The sequence below is a fragment of the Pseudoruegeria sp. SHC-113 genome (assembly GCF_025376885.1).
GTDB lineage: Bacteria > Pseudomonadota > Alphaproteobacteria > Rhodobacterales > Rhodobacteraceae > Pseudoruegeria.
The window spans coordinates 729,057-749,569 of the sequence record NZ_JAHUBR010000001.1; the positions used below are offsets into that span (position 1 = coordinate 729,057).

At 66.6% G+C, this 20,513-nt stretch carries 21 protein-coding genes; 5 read left to right on the forward strand and 16 right to left on the reverse strand.

From position 1 onward, the window contains the following. Window positions 1-45 precede the first annotated feature (45 nt). From KVX96_RS03630 to smpB, 4 genes are all read right to left on the reverse strand, one after another. Window positions 46-561 (reverse strand): DUF1643 domain-containing protein, encoded by a 516-nt coding sequence (locus tag KVX96_RS03630; RefSeq protein WP_261192883.1) that lies wholly within the window; start codon window positions 559-561, stop codon window positions 46-48. Between the two features lie 110 nt (window positions 562-671). Continuing rightward, window positions 672-1,856 (reverse strand): aromatic amino acid transaminase, encoded by a 1,185-nt coding sequence (locus tag KVX96_RS03635; protein ID WP_261192884.1) that lies wholly within the window; start codon window positions 1,854-1,856, stop codon window positions 672-674. 2 nt (window positions 1,857-1,858) lie between these two features. Then, complete coding sequence (gene sseA, locus KVX96_RS03640) at window positions 1,859-2,716, reverse strand: 3-mercaptopyruvate sulfurtransferase (RefSeq protein WP_261192885.1); 858 nt, start codon at window positions 2,714-2,716, stop codon at window positions 1,859-1,861. Window positions 2,717-2,818: 102 nt separating this feature from the next. Then, the gene (smpB, locus tag KVX96_RS03645) at window positions 2,819-3,304 is read right to left on the reverse strand and encodes an SsrA-binding protein SmpB (protein WP_261192886.1); all 486 of its coding nucleotides are present in this window, start codon (window positions 3,302-3,304) and stop codon (window positions 2,819-2,821) included. 134 nt (window positions 3,305-3,438) lie between these two features. On the opposite strand from smpB, the gene KVX96_RS03650 reads away from it, so the two are divergent. Together KVX96_RS03650 and KVX96_RS03655 are read left to right on the forward strand one after the other, a co-directional pair. After that, window positions 3,439-3,873, forward strand: a complete 435-nt coding sequence (locus tag KVX96_RS03650; protein ID WP_409977115.1) for a c-type cytochrome — start codon at window positions 3,439-3,441, stop codon at window positions 3,871-3,873. Between the two features lie 11 nt (window positions 3,874-3,884). Beyond that, a complete protein-coding gene (locus tag KVX96_RS03655) occupies window positions 3,885-4,316 on the forward strand; it encodes a c-type cytochrome (RefSeq protein WP_261192887.1) in 432 nt (143 codons plus the stop codon). Between the two features lie 42 nt (window positions 4,317-4,358). Here KVX96_RS03655 and dapA read toward each other — a convergent pair whose 3' ends face one another. Then, complete coding sequence (gene dapA, locus KVX96_RS03660; RefSeq protein ID WP_261192888.1) at window positions 4,359-5,234, reverse strand: 4-hydroxy-tetrahydrodipicolinate synthase; 876 nt, start codon at window positions 5,232-5,234, stop codon at window positions 4,359-4,361. A gap of 193 nt (window positions 5,235-5,427) precedes the next feature. Between dapA and KVX96_RS03665 the strand changes: the two genes are divergently transcribed. Further along, window positions 5,428-7,350 carry a lytic transglycosylase domain-containing protein gene (locus tag KVX96_RS03665; protein WP_261192889.1) on the forward strand — a complete coding sequence of 641 codons (1,923 nt, stop codon included), beginning with the start codon at window positions 5,428-5,430 and terminating at the stop codon, window positions 7,348-7,350. Between the two features lie 93 nt (window positions 7,351-7,443). Here KVX96_RS03665 and KVX96_RS03670 read toward each other — a convergent pair whose 3' ends face one another. Together KVX96_RS03670 and mnmD are read right to left on the reverse strand one after the other, a co-directional pair. Further along, on the reverse strand, window positions 7,444-8,343 hold the full coding sequence (locus KVX96_RS03670; RefSeq protein ID WP_261192890.1) for a DMT family transporter: 900 nt from the start codon (window positions 8,341-8,343) through the stop codon (window positions 7,444-7,446). Continuing rightward, window positions 8,340-9,032, reverse strand: coding sequence for a tRNA (5-methylaminomethyl-2-thiouridine)(34)-methyltransferase MnmD (mnmD, locus tag KVX96_RS03675; RefSeq protein ID WP_261192891.1), 693 nt, complete (start codon window positions 9,030-9,032; stop codon window positions 8,340-8,342). Before mnmD ends, KVX96_RS03670 begins: the two co-directional genes overlap by 4 nt. Before the next feature lie 54 nt (window positions 9,033-9,086). Between mnmD and KVX96_RS03680 the strand changes: the two genes are divergently transcribed. Next, the gene (locus KVX96_RS03680; RefSeq protein ID WP_261192892.1) at window positions 9,087-10,127 is read left to right on the forward strand and encodes an NAD(P)/FAD-dependent oxidoreductase; all 1,041 of its coding nucleotides are present in this window, start codon (window positions 9,087-9,089) and stop codon (window positions 10,125-10,127) included. A gap of 4 nt (window positions 10,128-10,131) precedes the next feature. Here the strand turns inward: KVX96_RS03680 and KVX96_RS03685 are convergent, their stop codons facing one another. After that, window positions 10,132-10,944, reverse strand: coding sequence for a MaoC family dehydratase N-terminal domain-containing protein (locus KVX96_RS03685; RefSeq protein ID WP_261192893.1), 813 nt, complete (start codon window positions 10,942-10,944; stop codon window positions 10,132-10,134). Between the two features lie 45 nt (window positions 10,945-10,989). Here KVX96_RS03685 and KVX96_RS03690 point away from each other — a divergent pair, with 45 nt between their 5' ends. Further along, the gene (locus tag KVX96_RS03690) at window positions 10,990-11,385 is read left to right on the forward strand and encodes a VOC family protein (protein WP_261192895.1); all 396 of its coding nucleotides are present in this window, start codon (window positions 10,990-10,992) and stop codon (window positions 11,383-11,385) included. Here KVX96_RS03690 and KVX96_RS03695 read toward each other — a convergent pair. The 8 genes from KVX96_RS03695 to cobW form a co-directional block, all read right to left on the reverse strand. After that, window positions 11,382-11,930 carry an NADPH-dependent FMN reductase gene (locus KVX96_RS03695; protein WP_261192896.1) on the reverse strand — a complete coding sequence of 183 codons (549 nt, stop codon included), beginning with the start codon at window positions 11,928-11,930 and terminating at the stop codon, window positions 11,382-11,384. The two genes, KVX96_RS03690 and KVX96_RS03695, sit on opposite strands and share 4 nt — an antisense overlap. Before the next feature lie 170 nt (window positions 11,931-12,100). Beyond that, window positions 12,101-12,721: a cob(I)yrinic acid a,c-diamide adenosyltransferase gene (gene cobO / locus KVX96_RS03700; RefSeq protein ID WP_261192898.1), complete on the reverse strand. Its 621-nt coding sequence runs from the start codon at window positions 12,719-12,721 to the stop codon at window positions 12,101-12,103. Window positions 12,722-12,763: 42 nt separating this feature from the next. Continuing rightward, window positions 12,764-13,189: a GFA family protein gene (locus KVX96_RS03705; RefSeq protein WP_261192899.1), complete on the reverse strand. Its 426-nt coding sequence runs from the start codon at window positions 13,187-13,189 to the stop codon at window positions 12,764-12,766. A gap of 85 nt (window positions 13,190-13,274) precedes the next feature. Next, the gene (locus tag KVX96_RS03710) at window positions 13,275-14,510 is read right to left on the reverse strand and encodes a TsoY family (seleno)protein (RefSeq protein WP_261192900.1); all 1,236 of its coding nucleotides are present in this window, start codon (window positions 14,508-14,510) and stop codon (window positions 13,275-13,277) included. A gap of 122 nt (window positions 14,511-14,632) precedes the next feature. Continuing rightward, window positions 14,633-15,124, reverse strand: a complete 492-nt coding sequence (locus KVX96_RS03715; RefSeq protein WP_314733087.1) for a GNAT family N-acetyltransferase — start codon at window positions 15,122-15,124, stop codon at window positions 14,633-14,635. Further along, window positions 15,121-18,864 (reverse strand): cobaltochelatase subunit CobN, encoded by a 3,744-nt coding sequence (gene cobN, locus KVX96_RS03720; RefSeq protein ID WP_261192901.1) that lies wholly within the window; start codon window positions 18,862-18,864, stop codon window positions 15,121-15,123. The genes KVX96_RS03715 and cobN overlap by 4 nt, the downstream gene beginning before the upstream one ends. Before the next feature lie 53 nt (window positions 18,865-18,917). Next, entirely contained in the window at window positions 18,918-19,385 is a 468-nt protein-coding gene (locus KVX96_RS03725; RefSeq protein ID WP_261192902.1) for a GNAT family N-acetyltransferase, read from the reverse strand. Window positions 19,386-19,392: 7 nt separating this feature from the next. Further along, the gene (cobW, locus tag KVX96_RS03730; protein WP_261192903.1) at window positions 19,393-20,466 is read right to left on the reverse strand and encodes a cobalamin biosynthesis protein CobW; all 1,074 of its coding nucleotides are present in this window, start codon (window positions 20,464-20,466) and stop codon (window positions 19,393-19,395) included. Window positions 20,467-20,513 lie beyond the last annotated feature (47 nt).

Sequence of the window (20,513 nt, forward strand, 5' to 3'; positions counted from 1 at the left end):
CCTTTTTCGTTGCCCCACGTTACCCGGCCAAGCCCGTGGCGCAAGCTATTCCCCGACGTCCCAGGGGCGCGGGGCTTCGGAATAGGCAATGTAGAGCGGGTGTTTGGGGTGGCCCGCCTTGGAGAGGCCAAGGTGGAACAGCGGCAGGCCGGTTTCGCGCAGGAGCGCCTCGACTTGGGGGCCGCGATTGAGATGCGCCCCATGGGTGCCCCAGGCGCAGATGATCTGATCGGCCCACTGCGCGGCCTCCCGGATGGCGGCATCATTCTCGAGGCCGACGGGATCGGCCGCGGCGCGCATTTTGCGCGGGTCGGTGTCGCGCCAGGCGAAGATGTTGCAGACCCGGAAGGCCCCGAAGCCCAGCGTGCGCGCGCGGCGTTCGCAACGCTCCACGGTGGGATCGTTCTGCACTTCCGTGGCGGTGGAGGGGTTGAGCATCAGGAAGACCGCCTTGCGCCCGGCAGGATCCCATATGCGGGTCAGCGCGTAGCGGTAGCGCTCGCAATCGGAGTAGAGCGCGGTGGAGGCGGCGTCGTCTTTCTGGTGGGTGCGGGTGATCATGCTCTGATGGCCCGCCGGTGGCTGAGGTCGGATGCCTCCGGCGGGGATATTTGGGGAACAAAGTGGGGCAGGGCACCGCAAAGGTGCCCCGCCGTGGTTCAAGCCTGTGCTCAGATACCGGCGTCCACGATCGCTTTGGCGAGGATCGGCACGGTTTGGGCGTTGAGGCCGGCGATGTTCATGCGGCTGTCGCCGACCATGTAGATCGCGTGATCGGCGCGCAGTTTTTCCACCAGTTCGGGCGTGGTGCCGAGGCGGGAGAACATGCCGCGGTGCTGGGCGAGGAAGCCGAAGCGATCGGACCCCGCGGCACGCTGCAACTCATCGGCCAGTTGCTGGCGCAGCGAGAGCATGCCGAGGCGCACCTCCTCCAGCTCCGTCTGCCACTCGGCGCGCAGGGCGGGATCGGTGAGGATCATCGTCACAAGCCGGGCGCCGTGGTCGGGCGGGAAGGAGTAGTTCTGGCGGTTCAGGAAGGCGAGGCTGCCCTGGGCCAGCGGCTGGCCGTCGGCTTTTTCCGAGATCGCCATCAGCAGGCCGGTGCGCTCGCGGTAGATGCCGAAGTTCTTGGAGCAGGAGGCCGCGATCAGGCATTCGGGCATTTCGCTCGCCACCATGCGCACGGCGGCGGCGTCTTCTTCCAGACCATCGCCGAAGCCCTGGTAGGCGATGTCCACGAAGGGCACCGCGCCCACGTCCTGCAGGACGGAGATCACCTCGGCCCATTGCGCCAGTGTCAGGTTGGCGCCCGTCGGGTTGTGGCAGCAGCCGTGCAGCAGCACGACGTCACCCGCCTTCACCTGCGCGAGATCTTCCAGCATGCCTTCGAAATCGACACCGCGGGTTTCCTCGTCGAAATAGCGGTACTCGGCCATCGGCATCTTGAGGAACTTCAGGATCGAGGGGTGGTTGGGCCAGGTCGGGGCGGATAGCCAGACGGTGGCGTCCGGGTTGACCCATTTGATCAGCTCGAAGCCCTGCCGGATCGCGCCGGTTCCGCCGGGCGTGGCCACGGCGGCGATGCGGGCGCGCACAACCGAAGTGCCCAGCACCAGATCGATCATCGCATCGCCGAAGGCCGGATCGCCCGCGAGCCCGGTGTAGGATTTCGTCGTCTCCGTTTCCCACAGGGTTTTCTCGGCGGCCTTGATGGCGCGCATCACGGGCGTGACGCCCTCTGCGTTCTTGTACACACCGACGCCCAGGTCGATCTTGCCGTCGCGGGGATCTTCCCGGAAGGCCTGCATCAGGGCGAGGATCTTGTCTGCGGGTTGTTGTTGGAGGAGTTCGAGCATGGTTAGGCTTCGCCGGTTGCTACGTTGAGGTAAGGGAACATGCCCCACTCGGCCCAGGAGCCGTCGTAGAGCGAATGATCGCGATGGCCCATGCGCTCCAGCGCAAGGGAGAGGACGGCCGCGGTGACGCCGGAGCCGCAGGTGGTGATCACGGGTTTGGCCAGATCGACGCCGGCAGCCTCGAAGACCGCGCGGGTCTCTTCGGGCGATTTCAGGGTCTTGTCGGCGTTCAGCAGGCTTGCGTAATGCACGTTGCGGGAATTGGGGATGTGGCCTGCGCGCAGGCCTGCGCGGGGCTCCGGGGCCTCGCCGCGGAAGCGCGAGGGCGAGCGGGCATCGACGATGGCGTGATCGGCGAGCTTGGCGGCATGGGCCACCTGCGTGACGTCCTTCACCAGATGCGCCTGCCGCTGCACCGTCATATGGCGGTCGCGAATGATCGGCGGCATGTCCTCGACCGGGCGGCCCTCGGCCTGCCACTTGGGAAAGCCGCCATCCAGCACGGCGACATCGGTTTTGCCCATCAGGCGGAACAGCCACCAGACGCGGGCGGCGGAGAACAGGCCAGAGCCGTCATAGATCACGACCTGATGGCCATCGCCCACGCCCATCGCCCGCATGCGGGACATGAATTTCTCCACCGGCGGTGCCATATGGGGCATCTCGGAGCGGTGATCGCTGATCTCCTCGATGTCGAAGAAGCGTGCGCCAGGGATATGGGCGGCGTCATACTCGGCCTTGGGATCGCGCGCCTCAGCGGGCAGATACCAGGAGGCATCGAGCACGCGCAGGTCGGGATCCTTCAGATGGGCGGCAAGCCACTCCGTGGATACCAGCGTTTTCGGATCGTCCGTTGCCATGCCTTCCCCCAGTTTGCGCAGCCCGCAACGTGCCGGGTCGCGCCCCGGGCGGGCAGCCCTTGCCTAGCGCCGGGAGGGACGAAGGGCAAGCAAATAGGCGGCTTATTCGCCGTGGCGTAGCAGGCGCTGCTTCTGGCGGCCCCAATCGCGCTTGGCCTCGGTTTCGCGCTTGTCGACCGTCTTCTTGCCCTTGGCGATGCCGATCTTCAGCTTCACGTAGCCCTTGTGGTTGAAGTAGAGCACCAGCGGCACCAGCGTCATGCCCTTGCGCTGGGTCTCGTTCCAGAGGCGGGAAAGCTCCTTGCGGGAGACCAGAAGCTTGCGCTTGCGCCGCTCTTCATGGCCGAAGGTCTTGGCCTGTTCATAGGGCGCGATGTAGCAGTTCGTCAGCCACAGCTCGCCGTTGTCCACGGAGGCATAGCTCTCGGCGATGTTGGACTGGCCGGTGCGCAGGGATTTGACCTCGGAGCCAAGCAGCATCACGCCACATTCGAGATCGTCCTCGATGGCGTAATCGTAGCGGGCACGCCGGTTCTCGGCGATCACCTTGTAGTTCTTTTCTTCCGGGGTCTGCTTTTTCTTGGCCATGCAGCGCACTTAAGCTTTGGGCCGGAATTAGTCCAGAGGGGCACGATGCCGTGAACGGGGCGCGAAAGCCTTTGACCTTCCCCTAGATGGAAGCCTTAGGCGAGGCTTCACCAAGAACAGGGGCATCCATGGAAATGAAGAAAACGCTGATCGCAACAGGGGGCGTGGCTCTGGCCGTCGTGGCCGGTTTTGTCATGTTTGGCGGCGGCGCGGACACGGCGCAGGAGCCGGTGGCCGCGCTGGAGGGGGCGGCGCTGGTGCAGATCATCGTGCCCGAGGTGCTGTCGGAGAATGCCGCGATCGGCAAGCGCGGCTTCGATCTCTATTGCGCGCAGTGCCACGGGCCCAATGCCGTAGGTCAGGACGGCGTCGCGCCGCCGCTGGTGCACAAGATCTACGAGCCCTCCCACCATGCCGACGAGTCGTTCCAGCGCGCGGTTGCGCAGGGGGTACAGGCGCATCACTGGACCTTCGGCAACATGCCCCCGGTACAAGGGCTGAGCCGGGCGGATGTGGCGCTGATCATCGCCTATGTTCGGGAATTGCAGCAGGCCAACGGAATCCAGTGATGTGGGATAGAATGCGGAGATTCGTTGTGTTCGGTGCTGCCGCGCTTTGGGCTGCGCCCGTGTTTGCGGCTCATGAGCTGGAAGGGCGCGATACGGCGGCGGGGCGGGCGCTCTACGCTGAGCATTGTGCAGCGTGCCATGGTGCGAAATTGGAAGGCCAGCCGGACTGGCAGAGCCCCGGCCCCGATGGCCGGTTACCGGCCCCGCCTCACGATGCGAGCGGGCATACGTGGCACCACGACAATCAGCTCTTGTTCGACTACACGTGGCTTGGCGGCGCGGGGGCTCTGGAGGCGCGCGGGATCAGCAATTTCGACAGCGGCATGCCGGGGTTCGAGGGCGTGCTGAGTTCGGAGCAGATCTGGGATGTGCTGGCCTATATCGCTTCGACATGGCCGGATCGGATCCAGTCGATCCAGAAACAGCGAAACCCGCCGCATTGAGCGGCGGGCCTCAAAATGTTTGGGCTGCGTAGCCCGTTCAGATCAGTTCAACAGGCCCGCGTGGCGCAGGGCGGCGTCGATCTTCTCGCGCGTGGGCGCGGTGGCCGGGGTGAGCGGCAGGCGGATTTCCTCGCCGCAGAGGCCCAGTTTGCTCATCGCGTATTTCGCGCCCACGAGGCCGGGCTCGGTGAAGATTGCCATATGCAGCGGCATCAGGCGGTCCAGAAGCGAAAGCGCGGCCGGGTAATCGCCGGAAAGCGTTGCAGCCTGGAAATCGGCGCAGAGCTTGGGCGCGACGTTGGCCGTCACCGAGATGCAGCCCACGCCGCCATGGGCGTTGAAGCCGAGCGCGGTGGCGTCTTCGCCGGAGAGCTGCGCGAAATCGGTGCCGCAGGTGATGCGCTGCTGGGGCACGCGGGACAGATCGCCGGTGGCATCCTTCACGCCCACGATACGCGGCAGCTTCGCCAGCTCGCCCATGGTGTCGGGCGTCATGTCCACGATGGAGCGGCCGGGGATGTTGTAGATGATGATCGGCAGGCCACAGGCATCGTGGATGGCGCGGAAATGAGCCTTGAGCCCTTCCTGCGTCGGCTTGTTGTAATAGGGCGTGACCACGAGGATCGCATCCGCCCCCACGCTTTCGGCGTGCTGGGCGAGGTGAATCGATTCCGAGGTGCTGTTGGAGCCAGCGCCCGCGATCACCGGCACGCGGCCCGCGGCGGCTTTCACCACCTCTTCCACCACGATCTCATGCTCGCGGTGGCTCAAGGTGGGGCTTTCGCCGGTGGTGCCCACGGGCACGAAACCGCTGGAGCCTTCAGCAATGTGCCAATCGACGAGGCGTTTGAGCGTGTCGATATCCAGTTCGCCGTTCTTGAACGGCGTCACCAGGGCTGGAATGGACCCTTTGAACATGACACGTCTCCTTTGGTTCGAATTTTTCTGTATGATGTGGGCGAGTCGCCCGATTGCAAGCGCGCGGAACCTATCCGCGATCGCGGCAATTGCCAAGTTTGTGAATTGCCCCTGTGCGGGGCGGGGCTAGAGTTCCGAAAACGGGCGGAAGCCGAGCAGAGGTTTGCAGAGAATGCACCGATTGAGCTTACTTGTGAGCAGCCTATTCCTGTGCGCCGCGACAGCGGTCGGCGCGCAGCAGCTTTCCGAGGCCCGCGTGCTGGGCAACGCCTTTGAGGCGATGCGGCAGGGGGACTGGGACGAAGCCACCCGCCGCGCGCGGGCGGGCAATGAAGTTGTCGAGGATCTGGTGGAATGGCACCGCCTACGCGCAGGCCGGGGCGAGATGCCCGACTACATCGCCTTTCTGACCGACAACAGCGACTGGCCCGGCCTGCCGCTGCTGCGCAAACGCGGGGAGGACAGCATCCCGCGCGGGGCGTCGCCGCAGAATGTCCTGGCCTACTTTGGGGGCGCGCTTCCGCAAACCGGCGTCGGCGCGTTGCGGCTTGGAGAAGCGCAGGCGCGGCTTGGCAATCAGGGCGAGGCCGAGGCCACGCTGGTGCTGGCTTGGCGCACGCTGGATCTGACCCGCGAAGAGCGCGAGGCCTTCCTTGAGCGGCACGGCAAGCTTGTGACGCCGCACAATGAGGCACGGCTCGACATGCTGCTGTGGCAGGGCGAGAAGATTCAGGCCGAGGCGATGTATCCTTTCGTATCCGAGGGCTGGCGGGCGCTGGGCGCAGCGCGGCTTGCGTTGCGCGATCAGGCGCCGGGTGTGGATGGGCTGATCGAGAAGGTCCCAGCGTCACTCGCTGATCATCCGGGGCTGGCCTATGAGCGGTTCAACTGGCGCGCCCGCAAGGGGCGCAATGCCGATGCGATCGCGCTTCTTCTGGAGCGCAGCACAAGCGCTGCCGCCCTTGGCGAGCCGGAGCGCTGGTCCGGCTGGCGGCGGGCGCTTGCGCGGGTGGAAATGCGCGAAGGCAACGCGCAGACGGCCTATCGCATCGCGGCCAACCACTTCCTGACCGGCGGCAGCGCTTATGCCGATCTGGAGTGGCTCGCGGGCTATATCGCCCTGCGCTACCTGAACGATCCGGCCACGGCCTACGGGCATTTCTCCCACCTGCGCGAGGAGGTCTCCTCTCCGATCAGCAACGGGCGCGCGGGCTACTGGCAGGGCCGGGCGCTTGCGGCGATGGGCGAGGCCGATCGGGCGCGGGAGGCCTATGCCTTCGGCGCGACCTATCAATCGAGCTTCTACGGGCTGCTCGCGGCCGAAGCCGCCGGGCTGCCGATGGACCCGGCGCTGACCGGGGCGGAGGTCTTCCCCGACTGGCGACAGGCCAGCTTCATGACCAGCGACGTGCTGCATGCGGCGCTGATCCTGCACAAGGCAGGCGAACTGAGCCTTGCGGAGCGCTTCCTCGTGCATCTGGCCGAAACGCAGGACCGCACGGCGCTGGGGCAGCTTGGCGATCTGGCCTTTGCCATCAACGAGCCGCATATCGCGCTGATGGTCGCCAAACAGGCCGCCAGCATGGGGCACGTGATCGACAAGGCCTACTACCCCCTTCACGAATTGGCCGACGGGCCCATGCCGGTGCCACCGGAACTGGCGCTTTCCATCGCGCGGCGGGAAAGCGAGTTTGACCCCGCCGTGATCAGCCCCGTGGGCGCGCGCGGGTTGATGCAGTTGATGCCCGGCACGGCGCAGGACATGGCGAAGGAAGTGGGCGTGGACTATTCCAAGGGCCGCCTGCTGAGCGACTGGGGCTACAACGCGAAACTCGGCACCGCTTACCTGAACGAGTTGATCGAGGAGTTCGGAGAGAACTATATCCTCGTCTCCGTGGCCTATAACGCCGGCCCCAGCCGCGCGCGGCGCTGGATCGAGGAGCGCGGCGATCCGCGCTCGGCCGGGGTTGATATCGTCGACTGGATCGAGCACATCCCCTTCACCGAGACCCGCAACTACGTGATGCGGGTGACCGAAGCCCTGCCGATTTACCGCGCACGGATGTCGGGGCAGGTGGGCCTTCCACGGCTCGCGGAAGAGTTGAACGGCTCTTGAGGGGAAGGTTGCGCTGCGGGCCTTGCGCCCCGCAGCGCAGGCAAGAGCGGGGCTCTGCCCCGCACCCCGAGATATTTGTAGAACAAAGTAGGCTCAGGAGGCGGGTTTGGCCGGATCCTCCGGGGGCGCGGCGCGGGCCCGGCTGCGCAGCAGCGTGAAGATGCCGGCGGCGGTGACAATGGCAGCCCCCAGCGCCACATTGGGGCGCAGCGCTTCGCCGAAGAGCAGGATGCCCATGGTGGAGGCGAAGACGAGTTGCAGATAGGCGAAGGGTTGTACGGCGCTGGCCTCGGCCACGGCGTAGCATTTGATCAGCAGCCAGTGGCCAAGCGCGCCAAAGACGCAGAGCAGCGCCATCCAGCCCCAATCCGGCGCTGTCATCGGCTCCCACGACCAGATCCCGATGGCTGTCATCGCGGCGGCGCCCACGGTGCCTGTCCAGAAGAAGCTCGTCGCGGCGCTGTCCTTGCGGGCGGCGAAGCGGGTGGCGAGCCCGTAGCAGGCAAACATCGTGGCCGAGAGCAGCGGCACCACGGCGGCCGGAGCAAAGACGCCGCTGCCGGGCTGCAGGATGATCAGCACGCCGATGAAGCCGATGCCGATGGCGCCCCAACGCCGCCAGCCGACCTTTTCGCCCAGCACCGGGCCTGAGAGCGCGGCGATGATCAGCGGGTAGCAGGCGAAGACGGCGTGGCTTTCTACGAGGCCGAGCAGCACGAAGGCCAGAACCATCACGCAGATCTCCATGGCCAGCAGGAGCCCCCGGAAGATCTGCAGCAGCGGTTGGCCCGTGCGCGCGGTGGCGCGCAGCCCGCCCGGGCGGCGCGCGGCGATCACCACCACGAAGGCGGCGAAGAACCAGTAGCGCACCATCACAACCATCAACGTGTTGTATTCGCCCGCAAGGTGGCGCGAGATGCCGTCCTGCAGGGCGAAGACGAAGGTGGTGGCGACCATCAGAAGGATGCCGAGCCGGGTGTTCTGCTCCGTCATTTGGGTGCTGCCGGGCCGGTGAGCGTGGCTTTCGTCATGTGGCGTTTGCGCCCGTGGCCGGGGATACGCTCAACGGTGAAGCCCGCCTCCGCGAGCCCGCGCCGCACGAAACCGGCGGCCGTGTAGGTGGCGGCGCTGCCGCCGGGCGCAGTGTGGCGGGCAACCTCGCGCATCAGCGCCTCTTCCCAGAGCTCGGGGTTGCGTGCAGGCGCGAAGCCGTCGAGGAACCAGGCGTCGGCCTTGCCCTCCCAGCGGGCCAGCTCCTGCCGCGCATCGCCGATGCGGATGTCGGCGATGAGATCGGGCAGGGTGACCTGCCGCGCGCCGGCCTCCCATTGTGCAAGGAAGGGATCGGCAATGGCGCGGGCCTCGGGGAAGGCCGCGAGCGCGCGAGCCATGTCGGTGGCCGTCATCGGGTAGGCTTCGAAACTGGTGAAGCGCAGCGGGCCGCTCTGGCCGCTATCCCGCCACGCCAGCAGCGCCGCGAAGAGGTTCAGCCCGGTGCCAAAGCCCAGTTCCGCGATCTGAAACCCCGGTTTGAAGCGCGCCGGAAGCCCGTTGCCGGCCAGAAACACATGCCGCGTCTCCGCAAGGCCGTTTTCCAGCGAGAAATAGGGGTCGTCGAACTGGCGGGAGACGGGCAGGGCGCCGTCGCGCCAGTCGAGATCGGCTGTCTGGCTCCGGGGCATGGGATATCCTAAAAGCAGGGGCGAACGGGCGGACAATGGCGAAGGCGGCGGGCGATGGCAACGGTGGATGTGACGGTACGCGGCGCGGGGATCTTTGGGCTTTCGGTGGCCTGGGCCTGCCTGCAGGCGGGCGCGCGGGTGCGCGTGGTGGACCCTTATGGCGTGGGCGCGGGGGCGTCGGGCGGGCTCGTGGGGGCGCTGGCCCCGCATACGCCGGAGCGGTGGAATGCGAAGAAGCAGTTCCAGTTCGAAAGCCTGATGATGGCGGAAGGGTTTTGGCAGGCGGTGGCGCAGGCCGGCGGGCAGGATCCGGGCTATGCGCGCTCCGGCCGGCTGCAGCCCATCGCCGACGACCGCAGCCTTGCGCTGGCGCAGGAGCGCGCCGCGCAGACCGAAGCGCTCTGGCAGGGCAAAGCGGTATGGCAGGTGGTGCCGCAAGGCGCGCATGAGGGCTGGCGGCCCGAGAGCCCCACGGGGTTCCTGATCCACGACACGCTGAGCGGCCGGATGCATCCGCGCCGGGCCTCGGCCGCTCTGGCTGCGGCGCTGACGGCACGCGGGGCGGAGATCGTGGCCGAGGCAGCCGACGAAGGGCAGGTGCTCTGGGCCACGGGCCACGCCGGGCTTGCGGCGCTGTCGGAGGCCTTTGGGCGTAGCCTTGGCGGCGGGGTGAAAGGGCAGGCGTTGCTCCTGCGCTTCGCCGCGTCGGACAAGCCGCAGCTCTTCGCCGATGCGCTGCATATCATCCCCCATGCCGATGGCACGGTGGCGATCGGCTCCACCAGTGAACGGGAGTTCAGCGACCCTGCGTCCACGGATGAGCAGCTTGATGCCATCCACGCCCGCGCGCTTGCGGCCTTTCCGATGCTGCAAGGCGCAGAGGTGCTGGAGCGCTGGGCCGGGGTGCGCCCACGCGCCAAAAGCCGCGCGCCGATGCTGGGGGCGTGGCCCGGAAGGCCCGGCCATTTCATCGCCAACGGCGGCTTCAAGATCGGTTTCGGCATGGCCCCGAAAGTGGCGCAGGTGATGGCAGGCCTGATACTGGAGGGGCGCGACGCGATCCCCGAAGGCTTCCGCGTGGAAGACAACCTCTAGCACTTCAGGCAGGCGTGGCTTCGGCCTCCATGCAAAGCCGCCCATCCTCAGCGCGCACCCAGAGGCGCTGGCCCTTGCGGCAGAACATGGCCGCCTCGCTGTGCATCAGGGGCGCGGTGGCGCGGAAGCGGAAGGCCGCGAGCGGCCCCAGCTCTGCTTGTGCCTTTTCCATCAGCATATGCGCCAGCAGGGGGCCGTGTACCACAAGGCCTGCGTAGCCTTCTATCTGACGGGCATAGACCTCATCGTAGTGGATGCGGTGGCCGTTGAAGGTCAGGGCGGAGTAGCGAAACAGCAGCGTGCTGTTGAAAGCGCGCCGAGTGGCACTCTCCTCATCCGTTGGCGCTTGCGGCGCGACGGGGCGCGGCGTGGCGGGGTCGGCCTCCTGCCGGTAGACGAGATCCTGCCATTCGGTGATACAGAGTTCGCCGCCCTGCCAGATCTCGTGGCGCAGGGTGACGAAACCCAAAGGCCCGCTGCGTCCCTCCTTACGCTTGGTGGCCTCCACGGTGCTGCGCTTCTTAGCCGGGGTGCCGCAAGTAAGCGGCGCGTGGAAGGTGAGCCGCCCCCCGGCCCACATGCGGCGGGGCAGGCCCATGTCGGGGATCAGGCCCTGCCCGGTGCGCGGATGGCCGTCCCGCCCGAGGGCGTCCGGGGGCTGCGCATCCCAGAAATAGATCTGGTGCCAGAAAGGCGGCAGCGCCGCGCCCGCCGATGGCGCGGCCCCGGCCCGGCCAAGGCTTGCATGCAGGGCTTGTGCCCGCGCCGGATCCAGCGCGCAGGTTAGGGTTTGATAAAAGGGGGCTTTCTCTGGCATGATCCCAGCTTATTGGAGAAACACAGGTCATTTGAAGGGGGGAACATGCCGAGCGTGTCGTCTCTGGACCATCTGGTCCTGACGGTGGCCGATCTCGACGCCGCCGTAGCATTTTATTCAGAGGTGCTGGGCATGGAGGCCCGCAGCTTCACGCCCGAAGGGGGCGAGCCGCGCACCGCATTGCATTTCGGGTTGCAGAAGCTGAACCTGCACGTGGCAGGCAAGGAGTTCGAGCCCAAGGCGCAAACGCCCCAGCCGGGCTCTGCCGATCTTTGCTTTCTCTCGGCCAACAGCCTGAAGAACTGGCAGGTGCATCTGGCAAACCACGGCGTGAAAGTGGAGGAAGGTCCCGTGCGCCGCACAGGCGCGACAGGGCCGATCGATTCTCTTTACGTGCGCGATCCGGACGGCAACCTCGTGGAGATCGCCACCCGCGCTTAAGCGGCCTTGGCCAGGGCGCTCAGAGCGCGCAGATCGCTCATCAACTCGGTGAGCGCCTTCTCATAGCGCACGTTGGTCAGCCTGCCTTGCGCATCGAATTGCTCCTCGCACTGGCCTACCAGAACCTCCGGCCCCGGCAGAACATGGGGGCGGAAAGGATTGAGGCACAGCCGCAGCGAGTTCTGCGCCCGCTCGCCGCCTGCGCGCCCGCCGGTGGCCGAGACGATGGCCACGGGCTTGCCGCGCCACGGCCCGCCCTTGGTGCGGCTCACCCAGTCCAGCGCGTTCTTCAGCACGCCGGAGAGGTTCTTGTTGTATTCCGGCGTCGAGATCACCACCGCATCGGCCGCTGCGACCTGATCGGCCAGTGCCTGCACTTGGGCGGGAATGCCCTCGGCATCTTCCAGATCGCCATCATAAAGCGGCAGGCGCAGGTCGGCGCGGACCACTTCGGCCTCGCCAAACAGCCGCGCGGCCTCTTCCAGAAGTTTACGGTTGTAAGAGCCCGCCCGCAGCGAGCCCGAAATCAGCAGAAGCTTCGGCATCTGTCGTCCCTTGTGTTGTCTCTCTTAGCCCAACCTAGGGCGCGCCGCCGCCCGGCACAGCGCCCCAAAAGCGCACAGGCCCTGCGCACCTGGCACACCGCGCTTCCTCACCTGGCTGTAAATATCCCCGCCGGAGGCAAGAAGCTGCACGAAAGGGCAGCGTCTTTCCTTCAGTACTCCACACCGATCTGCGCTTTGATCCCGGAGCGGAACGGATGTTTCACCAGTTCCATTTCCGTTACCAGATCGGCAACCTCGATCAGCTCGTCCTTGGCGTTGCGCCCGGTGAGCACGACATGGGTCATCTCGGGTTTCTCATCGCGCAGGAAGGCGACAACGTCGTTCACGTCGATGTAATCGTAGCGCAGGGCGATGTTGATCTCGTCCAGCAGCACCATCGTGTTCTTGGGGTCGCGGATCAGCTCCTTGGCCTTTTCCCAGGCCGCTTTCGCCATCTCGATGTCGCGGCTCTTGTCCTGGGTTTCCCAGGTGAAGCCCTCGCCCATCGTGTGGAATTCGCAAAGATCGGCAAAGCGCTCGGTGATCAGGTTGCGCTCGCCGCACTCCATGCCGCCCTTGATGAACTGCACCACGGCGCATGGCATGCCATGGGCGATGCAGCGGAAGATCATCCCGAAGGCAGCGGAGCTTTTGCCCTTGCCCTTGCCGGTGTGGATGATGATCAGGCCCTTCTTATCCGTCTTCGTGGCCATGATCTTGTCGCGAGCGGCCTTCTTCTTGGCCATCTTCATCGCGTGGCGTTCCAGATCTTCCGGGCTCTGTTCCGACATGCCTGTCCTCTTTATTGCTCTGTGGGGCACCCGCGGGCGGGCCTAGGAGGCCTCGCCGATCTCGGGCGCATCGGCTGGAGCGAAACCTTCGTATCTGGGCAGGGCATCGTCAAGCGCGATCCACGGCAGTTTCTCGGCGTGATGCACGTGGAAGCGCGGGGTGAAAGCCTCGGGCGACTCGAGCCCGGCGGCATAGAGATGGATCTCGCCTGCGTAGCGTTCGGCCTGAAAGGCCACGGGCGTGCCGCAGCGGCTGCAGAAATGGCGGGTGACACCGGGGGAGGAGGCATAGGCACCGGGCGTCGCGCCTGTCCAGCGAAAGCCCGAGCTGCGCACACCGAGGAACGTTACAACCGGGGCGGCGCACTGGCGGCGGCAGTCGGCGCAGTGGCAATGACAGGCCCAGAGCATCGGCCCCTCGGCTTCCCATCGTGTGTCGCCGCAGAGGCAATGGCCTTTCAGTGTCATGCTGTCACCCTCCCGTTTGCTCTTTGGCAGGGAACGTGGCGAAAACGGGCGCGCGGGGCAAGGGCGCGCCCGTCTTGGGCGGCGGTTAGGCCGGTGCCGCAGGGTTGGCGGGCTGCGCGCCGAAGTGCTTGCGGTTCAGCCCGATCAGCAGCGCGATCATGGCGATCTGGAAGGCCACGGCGACGCCGGAGAGCGCCCAGTAGGCAAGGCCGAATTTCGCGATCAGCCCGCTCGCCACCAGCCCCTTGTTGATCCAGAACTGCAGCAGAACGCTCATCGCCACACCGGGGCAGACCAGCGCATAGGAGCCGGGCGAGGCCTCCGCCCCCCAGAGGAAGCGCGCGCCGTAACCTTGGCGCGCCAGCACCATCAGCCCGAGCAGTCCGAAGAGGATCTGGACAGAGAGGAACCGCGTCAGGCTCATCAGCGTGTCGGCTGGGGCGGTGTGGCCGCCAAAGAGGCTGTGCAGCCCGTGGCCCTGCCGCAGAGTGAGGATGGCAAGGATCGTCATCAGCGGGATCAGGATCATCAACGTCGGGGCGGTCTCCTGCGCGGCGCCGTGCTCCATCATGGCGCGCAGGCCAAGGATCATCGCGAGCCCTGCGATCAGCGCGGCGGTGATCAGGAAGAAGGTCGAGAAGATCAGGCTCAGACCGGCGGTGAGCGTCAGTTGGCTCATCGCGGCCGGGGCGGCCATGCCGACACCGATCATGGCGAAGCCGAAGGCGGGCAGGATCTGGGCGAAGGAGTTGTTCTTACTGCAGTCAAAGCCGCCGTGCACCAGCACCCGGCCCAGAAAACCGCCCAGCAAGCGGAAGGCCAGCACGCCAATGGCCAAAAAGCCGGCCATCGCCAGCGGGAAGAGGTATTCCACCACGCCCCAGAGGCCGGGCACGAAGACGAGGCCGAGGATGAACAGCATGTTCACCGACATCGCCAGCGCCAGCGGCAGCGCCATCAGCTGGCTTTCGGCATTGCTCGCGCGGAGGGCCTTGCCCCGCTCGGACGACAGAAAGGGTTTGAGCCGGGAGAGGTTCCAGGCCAGCGCGCGCAGGTTCAGCACGGCAAAGCCCGCAATGCCAAAGAGCGCGATCAGAATCATGCCTTGCAGGGCAGGCGTGCCCGACAGGAAAGCCGCCTGTATGTCGCCAAACACCGGTACCGGGCGGCCCACATGCGGGATCCAGAACATCAGGTACATGAAGAAGGTCACCGCAAGGCCCCCGGCCCCGACAGAGGCGAGGAAATACTGCGGTGCGTATGTCTCGGAGGGGCGGGGCGGCACGGCGGGGCCTTGGGGAAGGGCAGATGTCTTGCGCATAGCGGGCTCCATTACATTCAGAAGTTTGAATGTAATATATGCGAGAATTTGAATATGTAAACGCGGCAATCTGGCAGCCCCGCGATTGGCGGAGCGTCCGCGCCGGGTTTCATCAAAAGCCTTTAGGAAACAGCGCGTTCGTAGGTGTAGGAGGTGGCACGCGTATAGCCGGGATGCGCCGTGGCGCAGGTGCGCGTGAAGCCGAGATGGGCGAAGAAGCTGTGGTTTTCCGTAAGTTCCACCCGGGTTTGCAGGCGCAGGCCCGGCAGGCCAAGCCGCGCCGCTTCCCGCGCGGCCTCGGCCAGAAGTGCCGCCGCATATCCCTTGCCGCGCGCCGTAGAGGCGACGGCGAGTTTGCCCACGTAGAGGCAATCGGTTTTCGGGGTCAGGAACAGGCAGGCCTGCGGTGCATGATCGCTGTCGCCGACCACAAGCACGCCACCCCCCGCCGCCTGCGCGGCGATGTCCTGCAGGGTGAGCCGGTGCAGCGAGGAGGGGGGATCGATCCGCCCTTCCATTCCCGCGAAAGCCTCTGACAGCAGATCCCGCAGCGCCCGACAGGCCGCTTCATCCGGCTGGGTGAGGCGGCGGGGGCGCAGGCCTGCCTCGCTCACGGCAGCAGCGCCGCGATCCGGGCGCGGGCGGAGTTGGAGCGCGGCTGCCAGAGGCCGCGATCGACGGCCTCCTGCAGGCGTTCGGCGATCTCTTTCAGGGCAGGCGCGTTGTGTTCTGCAATGAAATCGCGGGTGGCTTCGTCTTCCAGAAAGGCCCCTTCCACGAGGTCGAAATGATGGCCCTTCACCGCGCCCGTGGTGGCGGCGAAGGCAAAGAGGTAATCCACCGTCGCCGCGATCTCGAAGGCGCCCTTGTAGCCGTGGCGCTTCACGCCATCGATCCACTTCGGGTTCACCACGCGGGAGCGCACGACGCGGCTGATTTCCTCGTCCAGCGTGCGGATCTGCGGGCGTTCGGGGCGGGAGTGATCGTTGTGGTAGATTGGCCGGTCGCGCCCCTGCAGCGTGGCCACAGCCGCCGCCGCGCCGCCTTCGAACTGGTAGTAATCGTCGGAGTCGAGCAGATCGTGCTCGCGGTTGTCCTGGTTCTGCACGATGGCCTCGGCTTCGCTGAGCCGCGTTTCAAAGGCGCTGCGCGCCCGCGTGCCTTCCGCGCCCTTGCCATAGGCGTAGCTGCCCCATTGCAGGTAGGCCTCGGCCAGATCGGCCTTGTCGGCCCAGAGCCGCTCGTCGATCATCGCCTGCAGCCCCGCGCCATAGGCTCCGGGTTTGGAGCCAAAGACGCGGAACGCACCGCTTTCACCTTCGGTGCGCGCGCGGGCGGCAGCCGGGTTCTGCTCGGCAGGCTCGTCCAGCGCCATCACCGCCCGCGCGGCGCTGTCGACCAGTGCGATGAGCTGCGGAAAGGCGTCGCGGAAGAAGCCGGAAACCCGCAGGGTGACATCCACGCGGGGGCGGCCCAGCACGGAGGCCGGGAGCACCTCGAAGCCTGTGACACGGCGGTTGGCGCTGTCCCACTTTGGCTTCACGCCCATCAGCGCAAGGCATTGGGCGATGTCATCGCCGCCGGTGCGCATGTTGGCGGTGCCCCAGGCGGTGAGCAGCAGGCTGCGCGGCCAGTCGCCATGCTCCTGCAGATGGCGCTCGATCAGGAGGTTGGCGGATTTCCACCCCAGTGCCCAGGCCGTGGGCGTGGGCACGGCACGGCTGTCGACCGAGTAGAAGTTGCGCCCCGTAGGCAGCACATCAAGCCGCCCGCGCGTCGGCGCGCCGGAGGGGCCGGGCGGCAGGAAGCGGCCCGAAAGCGCGGTGAGCAGGCCTGCACTTTCCTGCGGGCCGCAAGCGGCGACCATGGGCGCGACAGTCTCGCGGGCATGGGCGAGCACCTCGGCGCTCAAGGAGCCGGGGGCGTCGCCATCACCGTCCAGTAGCAGCGCGGCGAAGAGCTCAAGCCTTTCGATGGTGTCGCCCGTGCTGCGCCAGTTGGCGCTGTCTACGTTGGCGAGGCATTCTGGGCGCGGGCCGTCCCACGGCGCGGCCATCTCGGCGGACAGCGGGTCAAAGCCAAGCGCCAGATCGTCCGCCAGTGCGCGGATCAGGGAGGCATCGGCCCCTTTGCCCGCGCCGCGCGGCACGCGCACCAGCGCCTGCACCAGATCGCGCGCCAGCCGCCCCTCCGGCGCTTGGCCGAAAATGTGCAGCCCGTCGCGGATCTGGGCTTCCTTCAACTCGCAGAGATAGGCGTCGAGCTTGGCCAGATCGCTCTCCTCATCCTCCCCGGTGAGGCCTGCATCGGCATCAAGACCGGTGGCCGAGGTCATCGACAGGATCTCGCGTTTCAGATGGGCGATGCGGCGCGGGTCCACCCCGGCGGCCTCGTAATATTCGTCCACCAGCGCTTCGAGGTCCTTCAGCGGCCCGTAGGTTTCGGCGCGGGTCAAGGGCGGGGTGAGGTGATCCACGATCACGGCTTGCGCGCGGCGCTTGGCCTGCGTGCCCTCGCCGGGATCGTTGACGATGAAAGGGTAGATGTGGGGCATCGGCCCGAGCACGGCCTCGGGCAGGCAGTCTTCCGAGAGCGACAGCGCCTTGCCCGGCAGCCATTCGAGATTGCCGTGCTTGCCCATATGCACAATCGCCTGCGCGCCGAAATGGTGGCGGAGCCAGAAATAGAAGGCGAGGTAGTTGTGCGGTGGGACGAGATCGGGGGAGTGGTAGGTTTCCGTTGGGTCGATGTGATAGCCGCGCGCGGGCTGCACGCCGACGCAGGCATTGCCGAAGCGGAAGATGGAGAGGGCGAAATGGCCCTCGGGCGGAGTGCCCGTGGCGGGTGAGGAAGCCTCCGGCGGGGATATTTTTGGAACAAAGTAGGGATCGGCTTCAGGCTTGCCCCAGCGATCCTCGATGCGGGATCGCACGGCCCAGGGCAGCGCATCATAGGCGGCGCGGTAGGCGGTGAGGCTCAAGGCCTCGCCGCCGTCTCGGGTGGCGCGATCGGTGAGCCAGTTGGTGGGGCCGGCGAGGATCTGCGCCATGAGGGCGTCGGCATCCTGCGGCGGGGTGTCGATCCGGTAACCGGCTTGCGCAAGGCTTTTCAGCGCGAGGACGGTGGCGGCGGGGGTATCGAGCCCGACGCCATTGGCGAGGCGGCCGTCCTTGTTGGGGTAGTTCGCCAGCACCAGCGCGACTTTGCGCTCCGGTTCCTTGGTGCTGCGCAGGGCGGCCCAGTTGGCGGCGAGATCGGCGACGAACTCCACCCGATCGCCGCGCGCCTTATAGGTGGCGATGGGGCATTCGGTGGCTTCGTCAAAGAAGGCCTCGCCCTTGAAGGAGATCGCGCGCGACAGGATGCGGCCGTCGACTTCTGGCAGGGCGACGTTCATCGCGATATCGCGCCCCGAAAGCCCGGTGACGCCGCTTTCCCAGGCGCTTTCGGTGCCAGCGGAGAGCACCACCTGAAAGATCGGGGCTTCATTGGCGGCGGGGCTGGCGAGCGGGTTCTCCGCTGTGGCGTCGCCCTGATGTGGGGAGCCTGTGGCGAAGGCGGTGGCGTTGAGGATCACCGAAGGGGGCGCTTCGGCGAAGAGGCTTTGCAGCGTGGCGGCGGAGAGCGGATCCTTCAGCGAGGCGACGAAGACGGGCAGGGGGTTCAGCCCGCGCCGCAGCAGAGATTTCACCAGCCGGTTGATCGGGTTGAGCCCCGCGCCCTGCACGAGCGCGCGGTAGAAGACGATGGGAACGACGGGTGCGCCGTCTGTCCAGTGGCTTTGCGCTGCAGCGAGGCCCGCGATGCCGTCGCCGGGCCAGTAGACCCCGGCCTTCAGGAGCGGCGCGGCGGCGGCGGGTTTTTCGCCGCCGTCGATCATCGCCTTGGCGTAGCTCAGGAACCGTGTGGCGTTCTCTGGGCCGCCTTCCACCAGATAAGCCCAGAGGGCTTCGTAATCCTCGTCCGAGACTGTCGAAAACTCGCGCAAGGTGGCGTCGGGCTTGTCGTCGCCGGGCAGGGCGGCGAAGGGCACGCCTGCCTCGCGCAGGCGAGCGGCGTATTGCTCAAAACCGTATTTCCAATAGGCCGCGCCGCCCAGCACGCGGGCCACGACGAGTTTGCATTTCGACGCACAGGCGTCGATGTGCAGATCCACCGACATCGCGTGTTGCAGGTGCATGAGGCTCGCAAGCCGCAGGCCCGGCGGGGCTTCCATCTCGCCGCGCGCGGCGCTGAGTGCGGCGAGTTCGGTGTCGGCGGCGGAGATGAACAGCAGATCAGACGGGCTCTGGCCCAGATCGACCGGTTCGCTTCCGTCTTCGATGGCGCCGGGGGTGGCGGCGAGCAGGTGCATGGATCGGGGCCTTGGTGTTACGGGGCCGGAGGGCACCTCCGGCGGGGATATTTTCAGTCAGAAGAGCGGAGCGGTTTTTCCATGAAGAGGCTGGCGGGGTGTTCCTCATAGGCACCGAAGGGGCCGCGGACCGTATAGCCCAGATCGCTGTAGAGGGCGACGGCGGCAGCGAGTTTCTCTCCGGTTTCCAGCTTGACGGAAGGCAGGCCGAGGGCGCTGGCGCGGGCTTCGAGATCGGCCATCAGGGCGCGCGCGGTGCCGCGCCCGCGCCCCTGTGGCGTGACGTAGAGGCGTTTCACTTCGCCGTAGCCGTCGCATTCACAGAGCGCGACGCAGCCCGCCGGGGTGCCTCCCGCGGTGCGGGCGACAAGGAAGGTGATCCCCGGCGCGGCCAGCTCGGCGGCGGTGAAGGTGAAGCATTCATCTTCCGAGTAGACCTCGCGCAGGGCGGCCTCGGAGCCTTCGATGAGGGCGGCGGCGTCCGGGGTGAGGGGGCTTTCGGCGGCGATGGTGAGCGTCATGGGGATCTCAGGCCTGCAGGGCCGCTTCGATGGCGGCGCGGTCGAGCCCGGCCTGACCGATCACCACGAGCCGCGCCTCGCGGGGCTCATCGGCGGCGATGGGGCGGTCGAAATAGGTGTCCACCCGCGGGCCAACCGCCTGCAGCGTGAGGCGCATCGGCTTGCCGGACACGGCGGCGAAGCCCTTCAGGCGCAGGATGTCATGGGCGCGGATCACCTCGGCCACCTGTGCGGCGAAGGCCTTGGCATCGCTGATTTCTGGGAGGGTGACGACGAAGCTTTCGAAATCGTCGTGATCGTGATCGTGGTGATGATGGTCGTGATCGTCGTGGTCGTGATCATCGTCGTGGTGGTGATGGTGATGCACCTCGTGGCGCGCGGCCAGATCGTTTTCCGCGCCGATGTTCTGGCCCAGCAGCACTTCGACGGGGAGCGCGCCCATGGTGGATTTCACGACCTGTACCCCTTTGCGGCTTTCGCCACGCAGGCGGGTGGCCAGCGCCTCGGCCTCTTCCGGGGTGAGCAGATCGGATTTGTTGACCACGATCATGTCGGCGCAGGCGACCTGATCCTCGAACAGCTCGGAGAGCGGCGTTTCGTGATCGAGGTTTTCGTCCAGTTTGCGCTGGGCATCCACGGCAGCGACGTTATGGGCAAAACGCCCTTCCGTCACAGCCTTGCCGTCCACCACTGTCACCACGCCATCCACGGTGACGCGGGTGGAGATCTCGGGCCAGTTGAAGGCGCGCACCAAGGGCTGGGGCAGGGCAAGGCCGGAGGTTTCGATCACGATGTGATCGGGGGCGTTCTCACGGGCGAGCAGCTTTTCCATCGTCGGGATGAAATCATCAGCCACGGTGCAGCAGATGCAGCCGTTGGAGAGCTCCATCACGTCCTCTTCGGTGCACGTCTCGTCGCCGCAGCCTTTCAGGATGTCGCCATCCACGCCGAGATCGCCGAACTCGTTGATGATCAGCGCGATGCGCTTGCCGTTGGCGTTCTGCAGCATGTGGCGGATGAGGGTGGTTTTCCCGGCGCCGAGGAAGCCGGTAACGACGGTGGCAGGGATCTTTGCGGGCATCGGGGGCGTCCTTGCATGAGGGGATTGCGGAAGTCCGCGGGCCACAG